The sequence below is a fragment of the Janthinobacterium amylolyticum genome, assembly GCF_051380655.1.
Taxonomy (GTDB): Bacteria; Pseudomonadota; Gammaproteobacteria; order Burkholderiales; family Burkholderiaceae_D; genus Janthinobacterium.
In genome coordinates this window covers 180,786-204,909 of the sequence record NZ_JBNYXL010000010.1, presented here as the reverse complement: position 1 = coordinate 204,909, position 24,124 = coordinate 180,786, and the positions used below count along the sequence as shown (strand labels likewise).

Sequence of the window (24,124 nt, the reverse complement as noted above, 5' to 3'; positions counted from 1 at the left end):
GCCACACGGGCTGGGCCTGGCGGATTTACGCTTGCCCGCTTTGCTGCCATACTTCGCTTCTGAATAATTTCCTGGCAGAAGCTGCGATACTGCCCCGGCCCATGGCTATCCTGTCCGACATCATTTTGTACCCCATCAAATCCTGCGCCGGCATCCACTTGCGCGAGGCGGTCCTGACGCATTCGGGTCTGATGAGCGAACAGGTGTTTGACCGCGAGTGGATGGTGGTCGATGCGCAGGGGCGCTTCCTGACCCAGCGCGAATATCCGCGCATGGCGCTGATCGTGCCGCGCATCAAGGCCACCACCCTGGAACTGCGCGCGCCCGGCATGTTGCGCCTGGAAATCGAACTGGGCTTGCCCCATCCGCAGCTGGCGCCGATGCTCGACGTGCAAGTGTGGGACGATACCGTGCGCGCCTATGACTGCGACGACGTCACGGCCACCTGGTTTTCGCAGGCCATCGGCGTGCCGTGCCGGCTCGCGCGTTTCCATCCGGACGTGGTGCGCGCCACCAGCACCACCTGGACGGATGGCGTTGCTGCCGGGACCATGTTTGCCGATGGCTACCCGGTGCTGCTCGCGGGCAGCGCCTCGCTCGACGATGTCAATGAGAAACTACGCGCCGCCGGCCGCGAGCCGCTGCCGATGAACCGCTTCCGTCCCAACCTGGTCATCGGCGACATCGGCGCCTTCGAGGAAGACTACGCCGACTTCCTGCAGTTCGGCGCCACCACATTAAAACCCGTCAAGCCATGCTCGCGCTGCCCGATTCCCTCGGTCGACCAGGCCACCGGCGTGCCGGGACCGGACCCGCTCGACGTCATGCAAAGCTACCGGGCCAAACCCGAGCTCGATGGCGCCATCTGCTTTGGCATGAATGCCATCGTCACGGCCGGTGGGGATGAGCGTATCGTGGTGGGGCAGGAAATCGGTTTCGAACTGGCATTTTAAGCGCGGCGCCCGCACAGAAGGGTTTAAGTTTCTATGAATCAAGCAATACCGCCAGAGCCAGGCCAGCAGGAGAGCGATGCCGCCTCGCCGGCCCAGCGCATTGCCAGCCTCGAAGCCGAGAACCAGGCCTTGCGCGCCCGCATGGCCTTCCTGCTCGAGCAGGTCGAGCGCAACCACGACATCATGTGCCGCCACCAGGCGTTCGACCTGGAAATTGTCGGCGCGTCCACCTTTCCCGAATTGATCGGCACCATCTTCCGCACCTTGCCCGTGATTTCCGACCTCGACGGCGTCACCCTGAGCCTGCTCGACGAGGATGACGATATCGTGCTGGTGATGGAAAAGCTGGGCGTCGACTTCAGCGCCTTCCCGCAGCTGCTGTTCGTGCACGCAGTGGCGCAGCTGGGCTTTGCGCCGCCAGTGCCAGCGGCCGATGGCGAAGCGTCCTTGCCGCCGCTGCCGCTGCTGGGGCCGTTCGATGCTGCCGTGCATGGCCCGCGCTTTCCGGAAATCCACGGCCCCCTGCGCAGCGTGGCCCTGGTGCCCTTGCTGCGCAACAAGCGCCTGATCGGCAGCCTGAATCTGGCCAGCAGCGACGCCGCGCGCTTTACGCCCGTGCTGGGCACGGATTTCATCAAGCACATGGCGTCCATCATCGCCATCTGCCTGGAAAACGTGATCAGCAATGAAATGCTCAAGTACATCGGCCTGACCGACTCCTTGACGGGCGTCTACAACCGGCGCTATATCGACCGGCGTTTGCTGGAAGAAATCGCCCGCGCGCGGCGCCAGAATTATTGCATTTCATGCATGTATATCGACATCGACCATTTCAAGCTGGTCAATGACACCCATGGACACCAGGGCGGCGATGAAGTGCTGCGCGAAGTGGCCATGCGCATCCGCAAGGAATTGCGCCGCTCCGATGCGCTGGGACGCTTTGGCGGCGAGGAATTCGTCGTGCTGCTGATCGATGCCGACCTGGCCAGCGCCACGTTCGTGGCCGAACGCATCCGCGCCAGTATCGCCGGCACCATGTTCGACTTGCCCGGCAGCGCGCAGGCGTGGGTCAGCGTGTCGATCGGCGTGGCCAGCCTTGAAGCGGACGCGGCGCTGCTGCCCATCGAAGCGGTGGCGCAGCAACTGGTGGCGCATGCCGACCAGGCCCTGTACCAGGCCAAGGCGGATGGGCGCAACAAGGTTGTCAGCTGGCAGGCAGCGGCACAGTGATTATTTAAGAAGCAAGGTTTCCGCTTTTGCCACGGCATCGGCACTGCCGCGCAGCACCACCACGTCGCCGCTGGCCAGCTGCGTCTCTGGCGTGACTTCCAGGCGGCCCCGGCCGCGGCGGATGGCCGTCACAAAAGCGCCGCATCCTGCCACGTCGAGGGTGCTCAGGGGCAGGCCCACGCAATGCGCGTCCTCGCCCACGGTGACGGTATGCAGGCGTTCCAGCTCGGCCTCGTCGCCGGCGTCGCTGGCGCCGTGGAAATAGCCGCGCAGCGAGGCGTAGCGTTCCTCGCGCGCCGCCTGCACGCGGTGCACCACGCGGCGCAGGGGCACGCCCATCATGATCAGCGCGTGCGAAGCGAGCATCAGGCTGCCTTCCATCAATTCCGGTACCACTTCGGCCGCACCCGCGTTTTTCAGCAGGTCGAGGTCGCTGTCGTCATGGCTGCGCACGATGACGGGCAGAGTCGGCGCCATCTCATTGAGCAAATGCAGTAGGCGCAGCGCCGACGGCGTGTTCGCATAGGTGATCACCACGGCGCTGGCCCGGTAGATACCGGCCGCCACCAGGCTTTCGCGCCGCCCCGCGTCGCCGTAGGAGACGTGCGCGCCGGCCAGCTGCGCTTCCTGCACCCGTTCCGGATCCAGGTCCAGCGCGTGGTATTCGATCTTTTCTTCCGCCAGCAGGGTGGCCAGGCTTTGCCCGCTGCGGCCGAAACCGGCGATCAGCACGTGCTTTTGCGAGGCCATGGTGCGCGTGGCAATCTTCGTCAGCGCCAGCGATTGCATCATCCAGTCATTGGCCGCCAGTTTCATGACGATGGCGTCGGACTTGGCGATGAGGAAGGGCGCCACCAGCATCGACAGCACCATCGAGGCCAGCACCACCTGTACGACGAACGGGTCCATCAGCTTGATGCCGCCTGCCAGGTTCAGCAGCACAAAGCCGAATTCGCCTGCCTGCGCCAGTCCCAGCCCCGTGCGCAGGGCCACGCCGTTGCTGGAGCCGAACAGCCGCGCCAGGCCGGCGATCAGGGCAAATTTCAGCAAGACGGGGCCGCACAGCAGCAGCAGGACGAGCCACCAGTTTTCAAACACCACGCGGATATTGAGCAGCATGCCGACGGTGATGAAGAACAGGCCCAGCAGCACGTCGCGGAACGGCTTGATGTCTTCTTCCACCTGGTGCTTGAATTCCGTCTCGGAAATGAGCATGCCCGCCACGAAAGCCCCCAGGGCCAGCGACAGGCCGGCCCGCTCCGTGATCCATGCCGCGCCCAGGGTGATCAGCAGCAGGTTGAGCATGAACAATTCCTGCGAGCGGCGCTTGGCGACGATGGTCAGCCAGCCGCGCACCAGCTTCTGGCCGATGAACAGTAGCAGGATCAGCACGACCAGCGCCTTGCCGCCCGCCCAGGCCAGGGTTTCGGCCAGGTTGTCGGAGTCGCGGGTGAGGGCGGGAATCAGGATCAGCAGGGGCACCACGGCCAGGTCCTGGAACAGCAGGATGCCGATGATCTTGCGGCCGTGTTCGCTTTCCAGTTCCAGCCGCTCCGTGAGCATTTTCGAGACGATGGCCGTCGACGACATGGCCAGCGCGCCGCCGAGGGCGAACGCGGCCTGCCAGCTCAGGTGGATGTAGGCTGACAGGTAGCGCCCGACGAACCAGCCGAAGACGATGGTGGCGACGATGGTGGTGACCACCTGCGCCATGCCGAGGCCGAAGACGATGCGCCGCATGGCGAGGAATTTGGGTAGAGAAAATTCCAGTCCGATGGAAAACATCAGGAAGACGACGCCGAACTCGGCCAGGGTATGGCTCGCTTCGTTTTCCGCCGCCAGGCCCAGCGCATGGGGCCCGATGACAATGCCGACGGCCAGGTAGCCCAGCATGGGCGGCAAATGCAACATTCTGAAAGCGACCACGCCCAGTACGGCGCTGCCGAGTAACATCAGGGTCAGTTCAAGCGAGGAAAACATGGGTTGCCCGGGGAGCTCAGTGGAAATCGTTGTTTGTTGCGACTGGCAAGTTTTTTGCTTTCCTAATTCGTTTATACTTTGGGCATGAGTGTAACCCATGAAAAAACAATGCTGAAAGCTTTTGATCGAATTGACATGAAAGCGACAAGCGAGCGCGCTGTCGCGCTGGCCCGCACCACCTTGCAGATCGAGTCCGACGCCATCAATGCGCTGCATGCGCGCCTGGAAACGGACGACAGCGTCGGCCGCGCCGTGGCGATGTTGCTGGAGTGTAAAGGACGTGTCGTCGTTTCCGGTATCGGCAAGTCCGGCCACATCGCGCGCAAGATTGCCGCCACCCTCTCGTCCACCGGCACGCCGGCCCTGTTCGTGCATCCGGCCGAAGCGGCCCATGGCGACCTGGGCATGGTCACCTCGGACGATGCCTTTATTGCCATATCGTACTCTGGCGAATCGTCGGAACTGATGGCCATCATGCCTGTCGTCAAGCGCATGGGTGGCATGCTGATCGCCATGACGGGCAAACCGAACTCCAGCCTGGCCCAGTTGGCCGACGTGCATCTGGATATCTCCGTTGAGAAAGAAGCCTGCCCGCTGAACCTGGCGCCGACGGCCAGCACCACCGTCACGCTGGCGCTGGGCGACGCGATTGCCGTCGCCTTGCTGGACTTGCGCGGCTTCAAGGAAGAAGATTTTGCCCGCTCGCATCCGGGCGGCGCCCTGGGCCGCCGCCTGCTGACCCACGTGCATGACGTCATGCGCAGCGGCGAGCAGGTGCCGAAGGTGCCCGTCGAGGCGTCGCTGCTGCAGGCGCTGGAAGAAATGACGAAGAAGGGCATGGGCATGACGGCCGTCGTCGATGCGGACAACCGTCCCGTGGGCGTGTTTACGGATGGCGACCTGCGCCGCATGTTCGAGCGCGTGCAGGATTTCACGAAAGTGGCGATCCGCGACGTCATGCATGCGCAGCCGCGCAGCATCGCGCCCGAACGCCTGGCCGTCGATGCCGTGGCCGTGATGGAGCAGTACCGCATCAACCAGATGCTGGTGGTCGATGCCGACGGCAAGCTGGTCGGTGCGCTGCATATCCATGACCTGACGCAAGCGAAGGTGATCTGATGGACAGCGTGGCGGACAACCTGGCGCGCGCGGCCAAGGTCAAACTGATGATTTTTGATGTCGACGGCGTGCTCACCGACGGCAGCCTGCATTTCGGCCCGGACGGCGAAATGATGAAAACGTTTAATGTGTATGATGGCCTGGGCATCAAACTGCTGCAGGAATCGGGCGTGCAGACGGCCATCATCAGCGCGCGCCGTTCGCCCATCACGGCGCGTCGCGCGCAGGACCTGGGCATTACCCATGTGCACCAGGGCGGCCATGACAAGCTGACGCCGTTCCGCGAACTGCTGGCGCTGACGGGCTTGACGGAAGAGCAATGCGGCTATATCGGCGACGATGTCATCGATGCGCCCATCCTGCGCCGCGTGGGCTTTGCCGTCAGCGTGCCGGGCGGGCGTGCGGAAGCGCAGGATCTGGCGCATTACGTGACGCAGGCCGGCGGCGGCCGCGGCGCGGTGCGCGAGATCTGCGAATTCCTGCTGCGCGCCCAGGACAACTATGCGCGCGTCATGGCGCCGTTCCTGGAGTGAGGCACCTGCCTTGCCGCCAGTATCATTGAAGAGAGTGAAGCACTATGCAAAAGCCAGGAGGCGCCCACCGTTGGCGCATCATATTTACCATGCTGGGCGCGGTTGTCGTCGCGCTGGGCAGCTTTTGGCTGCTCGAGGTGATGAACAAGAATGGCCAGGATATCGAGGCCAGCAAGCATCTGGATGAACCCGATTATTTCATTACCAATTTCAGCATGGTGCGCATGGACTTGACGGGCAAGCCCAGCTATATCGTCTCGGGTACCAAGCTCACGCATTATCCTGCCGACGATTCGTCCGATATCGACCAGCCTTTCGTGCGCAAGCTCACGCCGGGCATGCCGCCGCTGAACATGAATGCGGAGCTGGCGCATATCGACCAGGACAATACCCGCCTGCAGCTGCACCGCAAGGTCGTCATCGACCGGGCGGCCAGCCCGAAGGCGCAGAACCTCACCATGAAGACGGAAGCGCTGACGGTGTTTCCCGATGAAGAGCGGATGGAAACGGATGTGCCTGTCGATATCCTGACGGGCGCCTCGCGCATCAACGGCGTCGGCATGAAGGCCAATAACGCCACCGGCGTGGTGGAAGTGCAGAACGCCTTGCGCATCGTACTCCCGCCGAAGCCACGGCCAGCCGCCGCGGCACAATGACAGAATGAAACAAGGAAACCATAATATGAAAAACGTCTTGCTGTTGACCCTGTTGTCCACCGTCTGCTCGCTGGCAGTGATGGGCCCGGCGCATGCCGAAAAGGCCGATTCCGAGAAGGAAGCCGTCATCACCGCCCAGCGTGGCCAGGTTGATGATGTCAAGCAAGTGCGCACCCTCACGGGCGACGTCGTGCTGGTGAAAGGCACCCTGACCATGAAGGCGGGCCGCGCCCTGATCACGGAAGATCCGCAAGGCTACCAATTCATCACCTTCTGGGCCGATCCCGGCAAGCTGGCCACCTTCCGTCAGAAGCGCGATGGCGCGGGCGACCTGTGGGTGGAAGGCGAAGCGGAGCGCGTCGAATACGACAACAAGACGGAAGTGGTGAAACTGTTTTCCAAGGCCAAGCTGACACGCCTGGAGGGCACGAAAGTGACCGACGTGGCCAATGGCGCCTTCATCTCGTATGACAGCCGCAAGGAAGTCTTTACGATGGAAAATTCCGACAACGGCACCAACACCCCGGGCGCCGGCAGCGTGCGCATGGTGATCCAGCCGAAGACCAAGGCCCCGGCGGCGGAGAAAGCGCCGGCGACGCCTGCGCCAGGAAAGAAATAATGGAAAATACACGTTGCGGCAGTACCCTGATCGTTCGCGGACTGCAGAAAACCTATGGCAAGCGCCAAGTCGTACATGATGTCTCGCTGCAAGTCGAATGCGGCGAAGTGGTGGGCCTGCTGGGACCGAACGGCGCCGGCAAGACCACCTCGTTCTACATGATCGTCGGCCTGGTGCCGTCCGATGGCGGCAGCATCGATATCAGCGGCGTGGACATTTCCAGCCTGCCGATCCACCGCCGCGCGCAGATGGGCTTGTCATATCTGCCGCAGGAAGCGTCTGTCTTCCGCAAGCTGACGGTGGAAGACAATATCCGCGCCGTGCTGGAAATCCAGACCATCGAAGGGCGTCCCTTGAAGAAGGCCGAGATCGAAGAGCGGCTGGATAAATTGCTGGCCGACTTGCAAATTGAAAAGTTGCGCGAAAACCAGGCGCTGTCCCTGTCCGGCGGCGAGCGCCGCCGCGTGGAAATCGCCCGCGCGCTGGCCACCGACCCCCGTTTCGTGCTGCTCGACGAACCGTTCGCCGGCGTCGATCCTATCGCCGTGATCGAGATCCAGCGTATCGTGCGCTTCTTGAAGGAGCGCAATATTGGCGTGCTGATCACCGATCATAATGTGCGCGAGACGCTGGGTATTTGCGACCGTGCCTACATCATCAACCAGGGCTCGGTACTGGCGTCGGGACGCCCCGACGACATCATCGCGAACGAGTCGGTACGCCGGGTCTATCTGGGCGAACACTTCCGTATGTGAGCCAATGAAACAATCATTGCAGCTGCGCACTTCGCAGCACTTGGCACTGACGCCTCAGTTGCAGCAATCGATACGCCTGTTGCAATTGTCTACCCTGGAGTTGCACCAGGAATTAGAGCAACTGCTGACGGACAACCCCTTGCTCGAACGCCTCGACGATCCCCTCGACCGTTCGTTGCGCCTGCTGTCCGATGGGGCCCTCAGTTCCACGGCCGCACCGGCCGAGGCGCCACCGCAGCCACCGAGCCAGGAAGCGCCAGCCGCGCCCGCTGAAGGGGAAACGTTCGACGGCGAAGGCGGCGATGCGCCGGCCGCCATGGATGGCGCCGACAGCGACTGGAGCGAAGCGAGCCGCGGCAAGGCGCCCGACGACGAAGATGCGCGTCCACAACTGGAAGCCCACCACTGCACCCTGCGCGAACACCTGATGGAACAGATGCGCGTGACGGTGCTCGAGTTGCGCGACCGCGCGCTGGTCGAGCTGATCATCGACGCGCTCGACGACAATGGCTACCTGGAAGAGTCGCTTGACGACATCCTGGCGCGCCTGCCCGAAGAACTGGAAATCGACGCCGACGAACTGCGCACGGCCTTGTCCCTGCTGCAAAGTTTCGACCCGCCCGGCGTGGGCGCGCGCAATGCGTCCGAATGCCTGGCGCTGCAAATCAGGCGCTTGCCGCAGATCGCCATGGTGACGCGCCGCATGGCCCTCGTCATCGTGGAAAAGCACCTGGCCTGGTTTGCCCAGCGCGATTTCAACAAGCTGAAAAAAGCCCTCGATTGCGACGATGAAGATTTGCGCGAGGCGCAGACGGTAATTCGCCTGTGCAACCCGCACCCGGGTGCCGTGTTCGCCTCGGATGTCTCCGACTACGTGGTGCCCGACGTCGTCGTCAAGCGCGCGCGCAATGGCTGGCAAGTCACCTTGAACAATGACGTCATGCCGCGCCTGCGGGTAAACGCCATGTATGCCAATTTATTGAAGCAAGGCAAGGGCGAAGGGGCCATGGGCGCGCAGCTGCAAGAAGCCAAGTGGCTGATCAAAAACATGCGCCAGCGCTTCGATACCATCTTGCGCGTGGCGCAGGCGATAGTAGAAAGACAAAAGAACTTTTTCTCGCATGGGGCCGTTGCCATGCGCCCCCTTGTGCTCCGTGAAATAGCTGATACACTGGGTTTACACGAGAGTACTATCTCGCGGGTAACAACTCAAAAGTACATGCTGACCCCGCATGGCATGTTCGAGTTGAAATATTTCTTTGGTAGCCACGTCGCCACCGAAGCGGGGGGCGAAGCGTCATCGACGGCGATACGGGCATTGATCGTGCAACTGACAGGAGCAGAAGACCCTAAAAATCCTTTATCCGACAGTAAGATTGCGGACATGCTGGGGGAACAAGGCATGGTGATTGCGCGACGTACTGTTGCCAAATACCGGGAAGCATTGAAAATTCCGCCAGTGAGCCTGCGTAAGTGTTTGTAAGTTTTTTTCGGTTCCTCTGCGGGCCGGATACGATGGACCGCACGAACCCGATCATCTTTAGGAGTGTGTATGAATCTCACCATCAGCGGACATCATCTCGAAGTGACACCAGCCATCCGTGAATACGTACAAACGAAACTGGAGCGCGTAAAACGTCATTTCGATCAAGTCATCGATATTGCCGTGATTCTGACCGTCGACAACCTCAAAGAGAAAGAAAAACGTCAAAAGGCCGAAGTGAACCTGCGGCTCAGTGGTAAAACTGTGTATGTGGAAAGCCTGGCGCAAGACCTGTATGCCGCGATTGACAGCCTGATTGACAAGCTGGACCGGCAAGTGATGAAGTACAAAACCAAAGTGCAAGGGCACGGTAAAGAGGCGATCAAGCATCTGCCAGACAGTTCGGACGAGGAATTCGCCGCCGCCTAAGCGGCCTGCGATTCTCAACCCGCTGTGATCAACTAAGGGCGCGCCTACCGCGCCCTTTTTTGCGCCCGTCGCCCTCGCCGGGGATGGACGGGAACGCAATGTTCGTGGTGAAAGCGCTAGAATGCGCCATCTTCACCTCTTTCCATCCTGCCATGAGCGACTTCGTCCAGACTGCCATCCGCAACCGCACCGGGCATATCGTGCTCGACCGCCCGAAAGCCCTCAATTCCCTCTCGCTGGAGATGGTGCGCGCCCTCAGCGCCGCCTTGCTGGCCTGGCGCGACGATCCGCAGGTCGACGCCGTCGTCATCCGCTCGAGCAGCGACAAAGCCCTGTGCGCCGGCGGCGACATCCGTTTCTTTTATGACGCGGGCCTGGCCACGCCGCAGGGCGGCAGCGCGCTGCTGGAAGACTTCTTTACGGAAGAATATGCTTTAAACCATCTAATTCATTTTTACCCGAAACCGTATATCACCGTCATGGATGGCGTGGTGATGGGCGGCGGCATGGGCGTGGCGCAAGCCGGCCCCGGCAACCAGCTGCGCATCGTGACGGGTCGTACGCGCATGGCCATGCCGGAGGTGAACATCGGCCTGTTTCCGGACGTGGGCGGCAGTTATTTCCTGTCGCGCCTGGCCGGCCGGCTGGGCCTGTACCTGGGCTTGACGGGCCTGACCATCGGTGCGGCCGATGCCTTGTACACGGGCCTGGCCGATGTGTATTTGCCGGAAACGCAGATGCCTGCGCTGCTGGCCCTGCTTGACGAGACGCCGGGCGAAGGCTTGCCGGTGGCCATCAAGGCCCTGGCCGCACCGTTCCAGTCGCACGCGGGCACGGCGCCGCTGGCCACGGCGCGCGCGGCGCTGGACCGCCATTTCAGCGCCGGCAGCGTGGCCGCCATCCTGTCCTCGCTGGCACAGGACGACAGTGCGTTTGCCGCCAAGGCACTGGCCGCCATGCGGCAGCGCTCGCCGTTGATGATGTCGGTGACTCTGGAATTGCTGCAGCGGGGCGCCCACCTGGGCGTGGCAGACTGCCTGCGCATGGAGCGCACGGTGGTGCGCCACAATTTCGAACATGGCGAAGTGCTCGAAGGCGTGCGCGCGCTGGTGGTCGACAAGGACAATGCGCCGCGCTGGAATCCTGCCAGCCTGGACGAGGTCGACACAGCCATGGTGGCGCGTTTCTTTGCGCCGGTCTGGCCGGCGCAGGCGCATCCGCTACGCTATCTGGATTAAGCGCGTTCGCGGTGGCGCAGTACGACGCGCTCATGGGCGCTGAAATACTGCGTCAGCCGTTCCGCCATGTACACGGAGCGGTGCTGGCCACCCGTGCAGCCCAGGGCCACCGTCAGGTAGCTGCGGTTGTCGGACTTGAAAGAAGGCAACCATTTCTCGATGAAGGCGCGGATGTCGGCCAGCATTTCCAGCGCGCTGGGCTGTGCGTCGAGGAAGGCGATCACGGGCGCGTCGCGGCCATCGAGCGGACGCAGCGCCAGGTCGTAATAGGGGTTCGGCAAGGCCCGCACATCGAACACGAAATCGGCGTCCAGCGGCACGCCCAGCTTGAAGGCGAAGGACTCGAAGAACAGGGTCAGCGGTGCGCGCTCGGAGGCGACGATATCCTTGATCCAGCTGCGCAGCTTGTTGGCGCTCAGCTCCGAGGTGTCGATCACATGGCCCAGCTGTTCGATGGCCGACAGGCGTTCGCGCTCTTCCGAAATGCACTCGATCAGGGTGCGGCGGCTGGCGGGATTCTGGTTCGGACGCAATTCATGCGACAGCGGATGGCTGCGCCGCGTTTCCGAAAAACGCGCCACCAGCGCATGCGTGGTGGCCGTCAGGAACATGACTTTCACGTCGTGCCCCTGGTCGCGCAGCAGCGCCACATTGTGCGGCAAGTTGGCCAGCGATTCGGCGCTGCGCGCATCGACGGCCACGGCCAACTGCGGGGCACCTTCGTCGAGCAGGGTTTGCACCAGGCTGGGCAGCAAGGCGGGCGGCAGGTTGTCGACACAGTAGTAGCCGGTATCTTCCAGCACATTGAGCGCGACGGATTTGCCGGAGCCGGATATTCCGGTAATAAGGACGATATGCATAGGCCGATCATACAATAAAGAACGGCCCTCTGCCTTCAAGGCAATGAGCTTTACAGATTATTGCAATTTCGACTGTCGTATTTCTTTGCCGCACACGTCAACAATGTTGTCGGATGACGCGGGGCTTTGCCCCGCTAATCCGACCTACATTGCTAATCGCCACTCATGGCGAGTCGTTGGTGCAGCAGGGAATTCACGCAGCACTGCTGCGTGCCTGCGTAACGGTTCGCCCTTGCAAGGGCGAACTCCTTGGCAACATTAATCGCCACTCATGGCGAGTCGTTGCCGCTCCATGAACTCCTGCAAGGTATCGATGCCGCGCAGTTGCAAAATGGTATTGCGTACGGCCGCTTCCAGCAGCACGGCGATGTTGCGGCCGGCGGCGACGGGGATGACGACCTTGCGCACGGGCAAACCGAGCACGTCTTCCGTGGGGAACAGGAAGGGCAGGCGCTCGACTTCTTCTTCCAGCGCATTGCGGCGCACCAGGTGGACGATCAGTTTCAAGCGCATCTTGCGGCGCACGGCCGTTTCGCCAAAGATGGCCTTGATGTCGAGCAAACCCAGTCCCCGCACTTCCAGCAGGTTTTGCAGCAGGGGCGGGCAGCGTCCTTCGATCATGTTGGGGGCGATGCGCGAGAACTCGACGGCGTCATCGGCCACCAGGCCGTGGCTGCGCGAGATCAGCTCCAGCCCCAGCTCGCTTTTGCCCAGGCCCGAGTCGCCCGTGATCAGCACGCCCACGCCCAGCACGTCCATGAAGACGCCGTGCATGATGATGCGCTGCGCCAGTTTTTTCGACAGGTAGACGCGCAGGAAGTCGATCACTTGCGCGGCCGGCAGCGGCGTGGAGAACAGGGGAATGTTTTGCTCGTCGCAAATGGCGAGAATGTCGGGCGGCGTTTCCAGCCCTTGCGCGATGATCAGCGCGGGCGGGCCGCCGGCGATCAGCTCGCCGATCACGTGGGTGCGCGTATTGACCTTCAGGCGCTGGTAGTAATTGATTTCCTGGTGGCCAAAGACCTGGATGCGGCCCGGATGGATGAGGTTCAAGTGGCCTACCTGGTCGGCGGCCGACGAGACGTCGCCCGAGATCAGGCGCTCGCCGCCGGGGAAGCCGGCGAACCAGCCCAGTTGCAGACTTTCACGATTGTCGTCGTACAGGCGTTGTATCGTCAGCGGCGTTTGCAACATGGCAGTCTTCTTCAGGAGTGGAGGAATACCTGAAGTTTAACCCGCCGCTTGAAGACTAGGTTGCCAATTGACGATGCGCGAATGCACGGATTTCGGTTCCGGATCCGTGGCCAGCGCCGTACGGAAGGCGTCATCGGAAAACATTTCGGCGATTTCCGAGAGGATTTCCAGATGTTGCTGGGTGACATGATCGGGAATCAGCAGGAAAAACAGCAGATTGACGGGTTTGCCATCGGGCGACTCGAACGGAATCGGCTCGGCCAGACGGACGAAGGCGCCCAGCGGCGCTTTCAGGGTTTTGCTGCCCTTGACCCTGCCGTGCGGCACGGCCACGCCGTGGCCCAGACCCGTCGAACCCAGGCGCTCGCGGGCAAACAGATTGTCCGACACGGTGGAGCGGGCGATGCCGTAATTGTTTTCGAAGATCAGGCCGGCTTGCTCGAAAGCGCGCTTTTTGCTGGAGACTTCCAGGTCCAGGAGGACGTTTTCGAGGGATAGTATTTTGCTAAGATTAGTCATGACACTCAATGAAATGGTGCAATGCGCAGAGGGCTTGCGAGCCGAATTATAGGCCTGTTTCAGCGGCCTGTAACGCCAATTCTCAACAGTATACGCCCGCTGCGGGCGCAGTGGGCGCTACGGCCCTTGTTGCCTTCATTTTAACAAAAAAATAACACCAGCGGATATCGGCTATTTCCTGATTAAAAACGCGGGACGCACCGCTTTTTCCGTCGCCGAATGCGGATTTTCCGACTTTTCAGCGCTTTGATGATGCCGTAAAGCATGACGGCAACGTTGTTTTAAAACACAGTCAACATTCCTGTTGGCATTTTCAACGCGCCGCCCGCTGTTGCCCTGGTGCTTACTGGCGCGCGTTGCGCAGATTGCCCGGCATGCTGCCCGTGCTGAAGTTGCTGCGCCAGGGATTGATATCGAGGCCGCCACGGCGCGTATAGCGCGCATACACGGACAGTTTTTGTGGCTTGCACTGGCGCAAGATGTCGACAAAGATGCGCTCGACGCACTGCTCGTGGAATTCATTGTGTTCACGGAAACCGATCAGGTAGCGCAGCAGGCTTTCCTGGTCGATCTGCGGTCCCGCATACTCGATCTGCACGCTGCCCCAGTCCGGCTGGCCCGTCACCAGGCAATTCGATTTCAGCAAGTGCGAGACGAGTTTTTCTTCCACGGGAGCTTCGTCCAAGGCCGCCTTGAGCAGCAGGGGCGAAGGCGTGTATTGCGTGATTTCCAGGTCCAGGCGATCGAGCAGCACGCCGTCGAACTCGCCCATTTTCAGCTTGCCGAAGTCTTCCTGCAAGGTCAGTTCCACCTGCACGGGCGCGCCGAAACCGTTGGACAAGTCCTGTTTGAGCAAGGCCAGCAGCGCTTCAGGGCTGTCCAGTTTGGTCTGGTTGAAGGAGTTCAGGTACAGCTTGAACGATTTCGATTCGATGATGTTGGGCGAATCGGCCGGCGCGCTGACCTTGGCGATGGCCACCTGCGGCTTGCCGCGCTGATTCAGCCACGACAGTTCGTAGGCATTCCAGATGTCGAGGCCGAAGAAGGGCAGGGTGCCGCGCAATTCCAGCTCGTCGCGCTTGCCCTGGCGGGGAATCAGGAACAGCAGTTCCGGCGCGTAATCGCTGCGGTAGGCGGAGCTTTTGCCCAGCGGGGATTGTTCGGCGAGGTCGTTGGTGGTGGTCATGGTCGTGTGGCGTGAATTCAGTCAAGCACGCATGGTAGCCTATTTACTCGGACGGTAAGCACTGGCGCAAAGCAATCAGTCTGGTCCGAGCAATTTCAACACCTAACAAAACCGTAGCGAGCGGAAGGGAGAGGTGGTCGAGAAGCGCAACCGTACTTTAGTACGGTGAGCATCGCAGGCTACCTATACCGACGCGCAGTAGGTTTGGTTAGGTGTATTCCATTTAACCGAGGAACAGTTTGTAGACAGGATTGCTGCTTTCATCCCAGTAACGATACCCGAGTGTATCGAGGAAGCGGGCGAATTCTCCCATTTCATCGGGCGGTACCTGCAGGCCGATCAGGATGCGGCCCACGTCGCCGCCCTGGCTGCGGTAATGGCACAGTGAAATATTCCAGTTCGGCGCCATGCTGTCGAGGAAGCGCATCAGCGCACCGGGGCGTTCGGGGAATTCAAAGCGGTACAGCAGTTCGTCCTGCGCCAGCCGGCTCTTGCCACCGACCAGGTGGCGGATGTGCGACTTGGCCAGCTCGTCGTGGGTCAGGTCCAGGGTGCGGAACTCGTGTTCCTCAAACGTTTTCGCCAGCACGCTTGACTCATGCCGGTCGGCAATTTGAATGCCGACAAACACGTGCGCGGCTTTTTCATCGCTGATGCGGTAGTTGAATTCCGTGACGTTGCGTGCGCCGATGAGCGAGCAGAAGCGCTTGAAGCTGCCCCGCTGTTCGCGCATGGTGACGGCGAACACGGCTTCGCGAAATTCGCCCAGTTCGGCACGCTCGGCGACAAAGCGCAAACGGTCGAAATTCATGTTGGCGCCGCAGGCAATCGTCACCAGAGTCTGGTTGATGACAGGGTGCTTGCTCAGGCTGGCCCGTTCCACATAGGCCTTGGCGCCGGCGATGGCCAGTGCGCCGGCCGGTTCCAGGATGGAGCGGGTATCGGTAAACACATCCTTGATGGCGGCGCAGATGGCGTCCGTGTCGACGATGATGACTTCATCCACATACTGCTGCGCCAGGCGGAAGGTTTCCTCGCCCACCAGGCGCACGGCCGTGCCGTCGGAAAACAGGCCCACGTCGGGCAAGGTGACCCGTTCGCCCGCTTTCAGCGAGCGCGCCATGGCGTCCGAGTCGACCGTTTGCACGCCGATGATCTTGATGTCGGGGCGTATCTGTTTCACGTAGGCGGCTACGCCGGCGATCAGGCCGCCGCCGCCGATGGCCACGAAGATAGCGTGGATGGGGCCGGAATGCTGGCGCAGGATTTCCATGCCGATCGTGCCCTGGCCGGCGATCACGTCCGGATCGTCGAACGGGTGCACGAAGGTCAGCTTCTGTTCTTTTTCCAGGGTCAGCGCATGGTTGTAGGCATCCGTGTAGGACTCGCCGTGCAGGACGATTTCCACCTGCACGCCGCCGCGCGCCTTGACGGCGTCGATCTTGACGGGCGGCGTGGTGGTGGGCATGACGATGACGGCGCGGCAGCCCATGCGGGCGGCCGACAGGGCCACGCCCTGGGCATGGTTGCCGGCCGAGGCGCAAATCACGCCGCGCTTGCGTTCCGCATCGCTGAGCTGTGCCATCTTGTTGTAGGCGCCGCGAATCTTGAAGCTGAACACGCTTTGCACGTCTTCGCGCTTGAAGTAAATCTGGTTGTTCAGGCGCTGCGACAGGGCAGGGGCCAGTTCCAGCGGCGTTTCGGAAGCAACGTCATAGACGCGGGCGGTCAGGATTTTCTTGAGGTAGTCGATGTTCATAGTCTGCAAGCAAGTGATTCTGGGCCAGAAAGGTCTGGAGCGTGTCGGTCGATCTCGGCTGCGCCGCGGCGGATAGCCAGGCGATAATTATGCTCTGTGGAACTGCGGGCGGGTGCGCCCTTGCCGGCAGGCGCGGTTTGTGCGGCGCCCAAGCTGCTCTTCATTATAATGGAGAGCCTTACCGCATCGCGAAGTGTTCAATGATCGAATCTGCAATCGCCTGGTTGCTGCAACTGATCGCAGCGCCGGAAGTCGGGCTGACATCGGTCTTTCTGATCAGCTTTATTTCCGCCACCCTATTACCGCTGGGCTCGGAGCCGGCCGTGTTTGCCGTCATCAAGGCCAACCCGTCCCTGTTCTGGGCCGCCATTTTCGTCGCTACTATGGGCAATACCCTGGGCGGTATCGTCGACTACTGGATGGGCTACCGTGCCAAGCAGGCGTTCGCCAAGGAACGCGACACGCGCTGGTTCCGCTGGCTGGCCCGTTATGGCGCCAAGACCATGCTGCTGGCCTGGCTGCCGCTCGTGGGCGATCCCCTGTGCACCCTGGCTGGCTGGCTCAAGCTGCCGTTCTGGCCCAGCGTTGCCTACATGGCCATCGGCAAGTGCGCGCGCTATCTGACCATGACGGCTTTGCTGCTGTATGTGCCCGATGGCGTGTGGCACCGGATTGGCCAGATGCTGGGCTGAGCGGCGACAAAATCGTGCGCGCCGCAACGTGCATTTGCCCCATTTTTGGGCAGGCTGATAGTTTGCAGGTCAGTCCGATCCTTGGCATTTTTTCGCGAAAAAGACAGGCAAGCTGATTTTTTATTCATGGAAAATGTGCGTTTGCCATATTTGCTATGGTTGAGCTGACCCCGCTTAAACCTTGGGCGGCATAAGGCTGTTCCCGCATGGTGCGGCGCAATAAGATAAAATGGGTCTTTAGGGTCCAGTCCACATCGTCACCACACTCATGAACGCTCCCGCACATATCCAAGCTTTACTGGCAGAAACGCCGAATGGTCCCGCAGCAAGCCGCCTGCGCGAAATCCCGTATAACTACACGTCGTTTTCCGATCGCGAGATCGTCATACGCCTGTTGGGAGAGGACTCCTGGCGCCTGCTCGACGAGCTGCGCGGTGCCCGTCAGACGGGCCGTTCCGCCCGCATGCTGTACGAAGTGCTGGGCGACATCTGGGTCGTGCGCCGCAATCCGTATCTGCAGGACGACTTGCTCGACAATCCCAAGCGCCGCCAGGGCTTGATCGATGCCTTGCATCACCGCCTGGCCGAAGTCGACAAGCGCCGCCTGTCCATCGATGCGGCCGGCGGCGACGCGCTCGCTGCCGGTGAAGCGCCGGAAGTGGCGCAGGCGCGCAGCCATAACGTTGAACTGCTGTTAAAAGCTGCCAGCCAGGCCGTGGCCGACTTTGGCAACGAATTCCGCAAGACCTACGACTTGCGCAAGCGCACGGTCAAGGTGCTGGGCCGCTACACGGAAAAACACAATGTGCGCTTCGACGGCATGACGCGCGTGTCGCACGTGACGGATGCCACCGACTGGCGCGTGGAATACCCGTTCGTCGTGCTCACGCCCGACACGGAAGAGGAAATGGCCGGCCTGGTGAAAGGTTGTATCGAGCTGGGGCTGACCATCATCCCGCGCGGCGGCGGTACCGGCTACACGGGCGGCGCGATTCCATTGACGCCGATGTCGGCCGTCATCAACACGGAAAAACTCATCACCCTGGGCGCCGTGGAAATGACGGTCTTGCCGGGCCTCACGCACGAGTACGCGACGATCAATTCGGGCGCCGGCGTGATCACGAATAAAGTCTCGGAAGCGGCGGAAAAGGCCGGTTTCGTGTTTGCCGTCGACCCGACGTCCGCGCATGCCTCGTGTATCGGCGGCAACGTGGCCATGAACGCGGGCGGCAAGAAAGCCGTGCTGTGGGGCACGGCGCTGGACAACCTGGCCTCGTGGCGCATGGTCGACCCGAACGGCGACTGGCTCGACGTCACGCGCCTCGACCATAACCTGGGCAAGATCCACGATATCGCACTGGCACGTTTCCAGCTGGAATGGCGTCACCCGAGCACGCGCGACGCGACCAAGCCGAACGCGCCGTTCAAGACGGAAATCCTGGAAATTCCTGGCCGCAAGTTCCGCAAGGAAGGTCTGGGCAAGGACGTCACCGACAAATTCCTCGCCGGCCTGCCGGGCATCCAGAAAGAAGGCTGCGACGGCCTGATCACGTCGGCGCGCTGGATTTTGCACAAGATGCCGAAGTTCGCCCGTACCGTCTGCCTAGAATTCTTCGGCCAGGCACGCGACGCGATTCCATCGATCGTGGAAATCAAGGATTACCTCGATGGCTTGCCGGCGAAAGGCGAGCAATACACGACCCTGCGCCTGGCGGGTCTCGAGCATCTGGACGAGCGCTACCTGCGCGCAGTCGGCTATGCCACCAAGTCGAAACGGGGCGTGCTGCCGAAAATGGCCCTGTTTGGCGATATCGTCGGCGACGATGAAAATGCCGTCGCGCAAGCGGCGTCGGAAGTGGTGCGCATCGCCAACACCCGCGTGGGCGAAGGCTTTGTGGCCGTCAGTCCGGAAGCGCGCAAGAAATTCTGGTTAGATCGTGCCCGCACGGCGGCGATCGCCAAGCACACGAACGCGTTCAAGATCAACGAAGACGTGGTGATCCCGCTCAACCGCATGGGTGAATACACGGATGGCATCGAACGCATCAATATCGAGCTGTCGATCAAGAACAAGCTGCAGCTGGCCGAGGCCCTGAGCGAGTTTTTTTCCAAGGGCAATTTGCCTATCGGCAAGAGCGACGATGCGTCGGACGACCGGGTCGACGATGCGGAAATGCTGGGCGACCGCGCCGAGCAGGCGCAACAGCTGCTGGCGCAAGTCACGGCCCGCTGGACCTATCTGCTGGCCCAGCTCGACCGTCCGCTGGCGGACGCCAAGCACGAACTGGCCGAACTGGGCATGGAGCGCTTGCTGCCCGTCTTCGATGCGCGCCTGGAAACGCAGCCGAACGCGACATTGTTCGACGTGGTGCAGGACCGCACGGTACGCATTACCTGGAAGCAGGAGATCCGCGCCCAGCTGCGCCAGATCTTCAATGGCGCCGCCTTCAAGCTGATCCTTGACGAGGCGACGGCCATCCATGCGCGCATCCTGCGTTCGCGCGTTTTCGTGGCCCTGCACATGCACGCGGGCGACGGCAACGTGCACACCAATTTGCCCGTCAATTCGGACAATTACGAAATGCTGCAGGACGCCCACGAAGCCGTGGGGCGCATCATGATTCTGGCCCGTTCGCTGAATGGCGTCATTTCCGGCGAGCACGGCATCGGCATCACCAAGCTGGAATTTTTGACGGAAGAAGAGATTGGCGACTTCCGCAGCTACAAGCAGCGCATCGATCCGGAAGGCCGCTTCAACAAGGGTAAATTGCTGAACCTGCCGGGCATGGGCGCGGACTTGCGCAATGCCTACACGCCATCGTTCGGCCTGATGGGCCATGAGTCCCTGATCATGCAGCAAAGCGATATCGGCGCCATCGCCGACAGCGTCAAGGATTGCTTGCGTTGCGGTAAGTGCAAGCCCGTGTGCTCGACCCACGTGCCACGCGCGAATTTGCTGTATTCGCCACGCGATAAAATCCTGGCGACCTCGTCCCTGATCGAAGCCTTCCTGTACGAAGAGCAGACGCGCCGCGGTATTTCCATCAAGCATTGGGAAGAGTTCGAGGACGTGGCCGACCATTGCACCGTGTGCCATAAATGCGTCACGCCTTGCCCGGTGAATATCGACTTTGGCGACGTGTCGATGAACATGCGCAACTTGCTGCGCAAGATGGACAAGAAGAGCTTTAATCCGGGTACCAAGGCAACGATGATGTTCCTCAACGCCACCGATCCCGTGACCATCAACGCCACGCGCCAGGTCATGATCGGCTGGGGCTACAAGGCCCAGCGCCTGGGTCACGACTTGCTGAAGAAATTTGCCAAGAAGCAGACCAAGGCACCGCCGCCATCGACAGGCAAGCCGCCCGTCAAGGCGCAGGTGATCCATTTCATCAACAAGAAGATGCCGGGCAACCTGCCGAAGAAATCGGCGCGCGCGCTGCTCGACATCGAAGACGACAAGGTGATTCCGATCATCCGCAATCCGAAGACGACGACGGCCGATACGGAAGCCGTGTTCTACTTCCCCGGTTGCGGTTCGGAGCGTTTGTTCTCGCAAGTGGGTCTGGCCACGCAAGCGATGCTGTGGGAAGTGGGCGTGCAGACGGTCTTGCCGCCGGGCTACCTGTGCTGCGGTTATCCGCAACGCGGTGCGGGCGAATTCGACAAGGCCGAGAAGATGATGACGGACAACCGCGTCCTGTTCCACCGCATGGCCAATACGCTCAATTACCTGGACATCAAGACGGTGCTCGTGTCGTGCGGCACCTGCTACGACCAGCTGGCAACGTACCAGTTTGAAAAGATTTTCCCTGGCTGCCGCATCATGGATATCCATGAGTATCTGCTGGAGAAAAACGTCAAGCTGGAAGGCGTCAACGGCACGCGCTATATGTACCACGAGCCATGCCACAATCCGATGAAGCTGCAGGAGTCTGGCAAGACCATCAATTCTCTGATCAGCACGGTGGATAACGTGAAGATCGAGAAGAATGACCGTTGCTGCGGCGAATCCGGTTCCCTGGCCGTCACGCGCCCGGACATTTCCACGCAAGTGCGTTTCCGCAAGGAAGAAGAGATGGTCAAGGGCGCCGACAAGCTGCGCGGCGACGGCTTTACGGGCGACGTGAAAATCCTCACCAGCTGCCCATCGTGCCTGCAAGGCCTGTCGCGCTACAATGACGATTCGGGCACGACGGCCGATTACATCGTTGTCGAGATCGCCAAACACTTGCTGGGAGAGAACTGGATGCCGGATTACGTAAAGCGCGCCAATGACGGCGGTATCGAACGGGTGCTTGTCTGATGTCCACGCCTTGCGATCTGTGCAGCTTGCTGGACGGTTACGCCAGCCAGCAGGGTCTGGAGACCTTGCTGTGGCGCAGCGACCGCCTGTCCGTGGTGGCCGTGGATGACCCAGCGTATCCGGGTTTTTGCCGCGTGATCTGGAACAAGCACGTCAAGGAAATGACGGATTTGACGCCAGGCGAGCGCAACTACGTCATGGAAGTCGTGTGGCAAGTCGAGCTGGCCGTGCGCGAAGTGATGCAGCCGGAAAAGGTCAACGTGGCCAGTTTCGGCAACATGACGCCGCACGTACACTGGCACGTGATTCCCCGCTACCGCGACGATGCGCATTTCCCCAGCCCAAGCTGGGCCGTGGTGCAGCGCGAAACGGCGCCCGCCGTGCTGGCCGCGCGCCGCGCCCTGCTGCCGGCCTTGCGCGACGCCATCATTCAACGTTTATCTGCATAAAGTATCGTCATGACTGAAAAAACAGCAACACCGCAACCCACCGGCTTGACCGTGCACAACCAGTCGCGCGTGCTCGACGTGGCCTTCGACGATGGCAGCGAGTTTGCGCTGCCATTCGAATACCTGCGCGTGTATTCGCCGTCGGCTGAAGTGCAAGGCCATGGCAAGGGCCAGGAAACCTTGCAACTAGGCAAACGCCTGGTCGGCATCACGGGCATCGAGCCGGTCGGCAACTATGCCGTGCAGCCCACCTTCAGCGACGGCCACAATTCCGGCCTGTACACCTGGGCCTACCTGTACAAGCTGGGCGCGGAAAAAGCGACACTGTGGCAAGCCTACCTGGACCAGCTGACGGCAGCCGGCTACCCGGGCGACAGCGGCCGCGATGCCAAGGCCGACATGACGGTCAAGCAGTCTTCCGGCCACGTGCATGGGCCTAGCTGCGGCCACAAGCATTAAGCTGAAAAAATAATGCGGTAATCTGTCGGATAACCGCTGTCCCATTCGTCGTATGAATGCCCGCGCTTGCGGGCATTTTTCTTTTGGAGAAGAGACTATGGAATACCTGATCCTGATCTACGCCGATGAATCCCGCTATGAAAGCATGGCGGAAGGGCAGATGGCCAGCCTGATGGCCGACTTTGCCAGCTACACGCAGGCGCTGGACGCGGCCGGTGTGCTGCGCGGCGGCGCCGAACTGGCGCCCGTGGCCAGCGCCACTTGCGTGCGCGTGCAAAATGGCAAGCCCGTCGTCACGGATGGACCGTTCGCGGAAACCAAGGAGCAGCTGGGCGGCTATTACCTGCTAGCCTGCGCCAACCTCGACGAGGCGCTGGCCTGGGCTGGACGTTGCCCGGCGGCTAACCTGGGCACCATCGAGGTGCGGCCCGTCACGGCTTGAGCATGGCCGGCGACGCCATTGCGACCGTCGAGCACGTCTTTCGCCAGGAGCGGGGCAGGGTGCTGGCGGGCCTGATGCGGCGTTTCGGCGACCTGGGCCTGGCGGAAGACGTGCTGCAGGAAGCGTGCCGCAAGGCACTGGAGCTGTGGCCGCAGACGGGTATTCCATCCAATCCCGCCGCCTGGCTGACATCGGTGGCGCGCCATGCGGCACTCGACCACGTGCGCCGCGCAGGCAAGAGCGTGCCGGATGCTGATGCCATTATGTCCCGCTTGCCGGCCGAGCCTGCCCTGGATGCGCAGCCCATCGAGGATGACCGTTTGCGCCTGCTGTTCATCTGCTGCCATCCCGCCCTGGCGCCCGACGCCCAGGTGGCGCTGGCCCTGCGCACTCTGTGCGGCTTGTCCACTGCCGAGATCGCGCGCGCCTTTGGCGTGGCGGAAGCGGCCCTGTCACAGCGCGTACTGCGCGTCAAGCGCAAGATCAGCGAGGCTGGCATCCCGTTTGCGTTGCCAGAGCAGCAAGCCTGGCCGCAGCGCCTGGCGCAGGTGCAGCAGGTGATTTACCTGGTCTTCAGCGAGGGCTATTGCGCCAGCGCAGGCGATGCCTTGCTGCGCGCCGACCTGTGCGCGGAAGCCTTGCGCCTGGCGCGGCTGCTCGACAGCCTGCTGCCGCGCCAGCCGGAAGTGCAGGGGCTGCTGGCCTTGCTGTTGCTGCAAGCCTCGCGCGGCGCGGCACGGCTGTCGCCGGACGGCCAGTTGCTGACTCTGGAAGAGCAGGACCGCAGCCGCTGGCAAGGCGAGCTGATCGCCGAAGGGCTGGCCGTGCTGGAGCAGGCACTGGCCGCACGGACGCCGGGGCCATACCAGTTGCAAGCGGCAATTGCCGCCTTGCACGCCAGGGCGGCCACGGCCGGGGAGACGGACTGGCACCAGATTCACCTGCTGTATGGCGCCTTGCTGCGGCACAAGCCGGAACCGCTGATACTGCTCAACGCCGTGATCGCCTGCGCCATGGCGCATGGCGCGCAACATGGCCTGGCGTGGCTGGCGCGCCTGGAAGCGCTGCCCGGCCTGGCCAGCTCGCATTATCTGCATGCGGCCCGCGCCGACTTGCTGCGCCGCCAGGGCGACCGCGCCGGGGCGCTGGCGGCCTATGCGCAGGCGGCATCCCTGGCGGTGAATACGGTGGAAAGGCAATACCTTCTCCGGCGTCAGGGGGAAATGCGCCTGCCGCTTGTATAATGCACCCAAGTTCAAA

At 61.8% G+C, this 24,124-nt stretch carries 22 protein-coding genes; 16 read left to right on the top strand and 6 right to left on the bottom strand.

The annotated features are described in order from the left end of the window. The first annotated feature begins 101 nt into the window (after positions 1–101). Both ACQ4WR_RS21550 and ACQ4WR_RS21545 read left to right on the top strand, forming a co-directional pair. Positions 102–953: an MOSC domain-containing protein gene (locus tag ACQ4WR_RS21550; protein ID WP_436489833.1), complete on the top strand. Its 852-nt coding sequence runs from the start codon at positions 102–104 to the stop codon at positions 951–953. A gap of 33 nt (positions 954–986) precedes the next feature. Next, positions 987–2,183, top strand: coding sequence for a GGDEF domain-containing protein (locus tag ACQ4WR_RS21545; protein WP_436489832.1), 1,197 nt, complete (start codon positions 987–989; stop codon positions 2,181–2,183). On the opposite strand, the gene ACQ4WR_RS21540 is transcribed toward ACQ4WR_RS21545, so the two are convergent. Further along, entirely contained in the window at positions 2,184–4,163 is a 1,980-nt protein-coding gene (locus ACQ4WR_RS21540) for a cation:proton antiporter domain-containing protein (protein WP_436489830.1), read from the bottom strand. 108 nt (positions 4,164–4,271) lie between these two features. Between ACQ4WR_RS21540 and ACQ4WR_RS21535 the strand changes: the two genes are divergently transcribed. The 8 genes from ACQ4WR_RS21535 (at position 4,272) to ACQ4WR_RS21500 (ending at position 10,995) form a co-directional block, all read left to right on the top strand. Continuing rightward, positions 4,272–5,282 (top strand): KpsF/GutQ family sugar-phosphate isomerase, encoded by a 1,011-nt coding sequence (locus tag ACQ4WR_RS21535; RefSeq protein WP_436489828.1) that lies wholly within the window; start codon positions 4,272–4,274, stop codon positions 5,280–5,282. Next, entirely contained in the window at positions 5,282–5,815 is a 534-nt protein-coding gene (locus ACQ4WR_RS21530) for a KdsC family phosphatase (protein ID WP_102294512.1), read from the top strand. The genes ACQ4WR_RS21535 and ACQ4WR_RS21530 overlap by 1 nt, the downstream gene beginning before the upstream one ends. 89 nt (positions 5,816–5,904) lie before the next feature. Further along, positions 5,905–6,471 (top strand): LPS export ABC transporter periplasmic protein LptC, encoded by a 567-nt coding sequence (gene lptC, locus ACQ4WR_RS21525; RefSeq protein ID WP_436489825.1) that lies wholly within the window; start codon positions 5,905–5,907, stop codon positions 6,469–6,471. Between the two features lie 25 nt (positions 6,472–6,496). Further along, positions 6,497–7,090: a lipopolysaccharide transport periplasmic protein LptA gene (lptA, locus tag ACQ4WR_RS21520; protein WP_102294514.1), complete on the top strand. Its 594-nt coding sequence runs from the start codon at positions 6,497–6,499 to the stop codon at positions 7,088–7,090. Beyond that, positions 7,090–7,845: an LPS export ABC transporter ATP-binding protein gene (lptB, locus tag ACQ4WR_RS21515; protein WP_102294515.1), complete on the top strand. Its 756-nt coding sequence runs from the start codon at positions 7,090–7,092 to the stop codon at positions 7,843–7,845. The genes lptA and lptB overlap by 1 nt, the downstream gene beginning before the upstream one ends. A gap of 4 nt (positions 7,846–7,849) precedes the next feature. Next, the gene (locus ACQ4WR_RS21510) at positions 7,850–9,328 is read left to right on the top strand and encodes an RNA polymerase factor sigma-54 (RefSeq protein ID WP_102294517.1); all 1,479 of its coding nucleotides are present in this window, start codon (positions 7,850–7,852) and stop codon (positions 9,326–9,328) included. A gap of 69 nt (positions 9,329–9,397) precedes the next feature. Then, positions 9,398–9,757: a ribosome hibernation-promoting factor, HPF/YfiA family gene (gene hpf, locus ACQ4WR_RS21505; protein ID WP_102294519.1), complete on the top strand. Its 360-nt coding sequence runs from the start codon at positions 9,398–9,400 to the stop codon at positions 9,755–9,757. Positions 9,758–9,909: 152 nt separating this feature from the next. Next, the gene (locus ACQ4WR_RS21500; RefSeq protein ID WP_436489822.1) at positions 9,910–10,995 is read left to right on the top strand and encodes an enoyl-CoA hydratase/isomerase family protein; all 1,086 of its coding nucleotides are present in this window, start codon (positions 9,910–9,912) and stop codon (positions 10,993–10,995) included. Here the strand turns inward: ACQ4WR_RS21500 and rapZ are convergent. From rapZ to ilvA, 5 genes are all read right to left on the bottom strand, one after another. Continuing rightward, on the bottom strand, positions 10,992–11,855 hold the full coding sequence (gene rapZ, locus ACQ4WR_RS21495; protein ID WP_102294521.1) for an RNase adapter RapZ: 864 nt from the start codon (positions 11,853–11,855) through the stop codon (positions 10,992–10,994). The two genes, ACQ4WR_RS21500 and rapZ, sit on opposite strands and share 4 nt — an antisense overlap. Before the next feature lie 258 nt (positions 11,856–12,113). After that, a complete protein-coding gene (gene hprK / locus ACQ4WR_RS21490) occupies positions 12,114–13,049 on the bottom strand; it encodes an HPr(Ser) kinase/phosphatase (RefSeq protein WP_034753337.1) in 936 nt (311 codons plus the stop codon). A gap of 36 nt (positions 13,050–13,085) precedes the next feature. Further along, a complete protein-coding gene (locus ACQ4WR_RS21485) occupies positions 13,086–13,568 on the bottom strand; it encodes a PTS sugar transporter subunit IIA (protein WP_071079718.1) in 483 nt (160 codons plus the stop codon). Positions 13,569–13,911: 343 nt separating this feature from the next. After that, a complete protein-coding gene (gene queF / locus ACQ4WR_RS21480) occupies positions 13,912–14,754 on the bottom strand; it encodes an NADPH-dependent 7-cyano-7-deazaguanine reductase QueF (RefSeq protein WP_436489819.1) in 843 nt (280 codons plus the stop codon). Between the two features lie 223 nt (positions 14,755–14,977). Then, on the bottom strand, positions 14,978–16,513 hold the full coding sequence (gene ilvA / locus ACQ4WR_RS21475; protein ID WP_102294524.1) for a threonine ammonia-lyase, biosynthetic: 1,536 nt from the start codon (positions 16,511–16,513) through the stop codon (positions 14,978–14,980). A 200-nt stretch (positions 16,514–16,713) separates the two neighbouring features. On the opposite strand from ilvA, the gene ACQ4WR_RS21470 reads away from it, so the two are divergent. The 6 genes from ACQ4WR_RS21470 (at position 16,714) to ACQ4WR_RS21445 (ending at position 24,108) form a co-directional block, all read left to right on the top strand. Further along, on the top strand, positions 16,714–17,205 hold the full coding sequence (locus tag ACQ4WR_RS21470; RefSeq protein WP_102294525.1) for a YqaA family protein: 492 nt from the start codon (positions 16,714–16,716) through the stop codon (positions 17,203–17,205). 268 nt (positions 17,206–17,473) lie between these two features. Then, complete coding sequence (locus tag ACQ4WR_RS21465) at positions 17,474–21,514, top strand: DUF3683 domain-containing protein (RefSeq protein ID WP_436489816.1); 4,041 nt, start codon at positions 17,474–17,476, stop codon at positions 21,512–21,514. Continuing rightward, complete coding sequence (locus ACQ4WR_RS21460; RefSeq protein ID WP_436489814.1) at positions 21,514–21,963, top strand: HIT family protein; 450 nt, start codon at positions 21,514–21,516, stop codon at positions 21,961–21,963. The genes ACQ4WR_RS21465 and ACQ4WR_RS21460 overlap by 1 nt, the downstream gene beginning before the upstream one ends. Positions 21,964–21,972: 9 nt before the next feature. Beyond that, complete coding sequence (locus ACQ4WR_RS21455) at positions 21,973–22,422, top strand: gamma-butyrobetaine hydroxylase family protein (protein WP_436489812.1); 450 nt, start codon at positions 21,973–21,975, stop codon at positions 22,420–22,422. Positions 22,423–22,519: 97 nt separating this feature from the next. After that, positions 22,520–22,864, top strand: coding sequence for a YciI family protein (locus tag ACQ4WR_RS21450; protein ID WP_436489810.1), 345 nt, complete (start codon positions 22,520–22,522; stop codon positions 22,862–22,864). Positions 22,865–22,866: 2 nt separating this feature from the next. Further along, entirely contained in the window at positions 22,867–24,108 is a 1,242-nt protein-coding gene (locus ACQ4WR_RS21445) for an RNA polymerase sigma factor (protein ID WP_436489808.1), read from the top strand. Positions 24,109–24,124 lie beyond the last annotated feature (16 nt).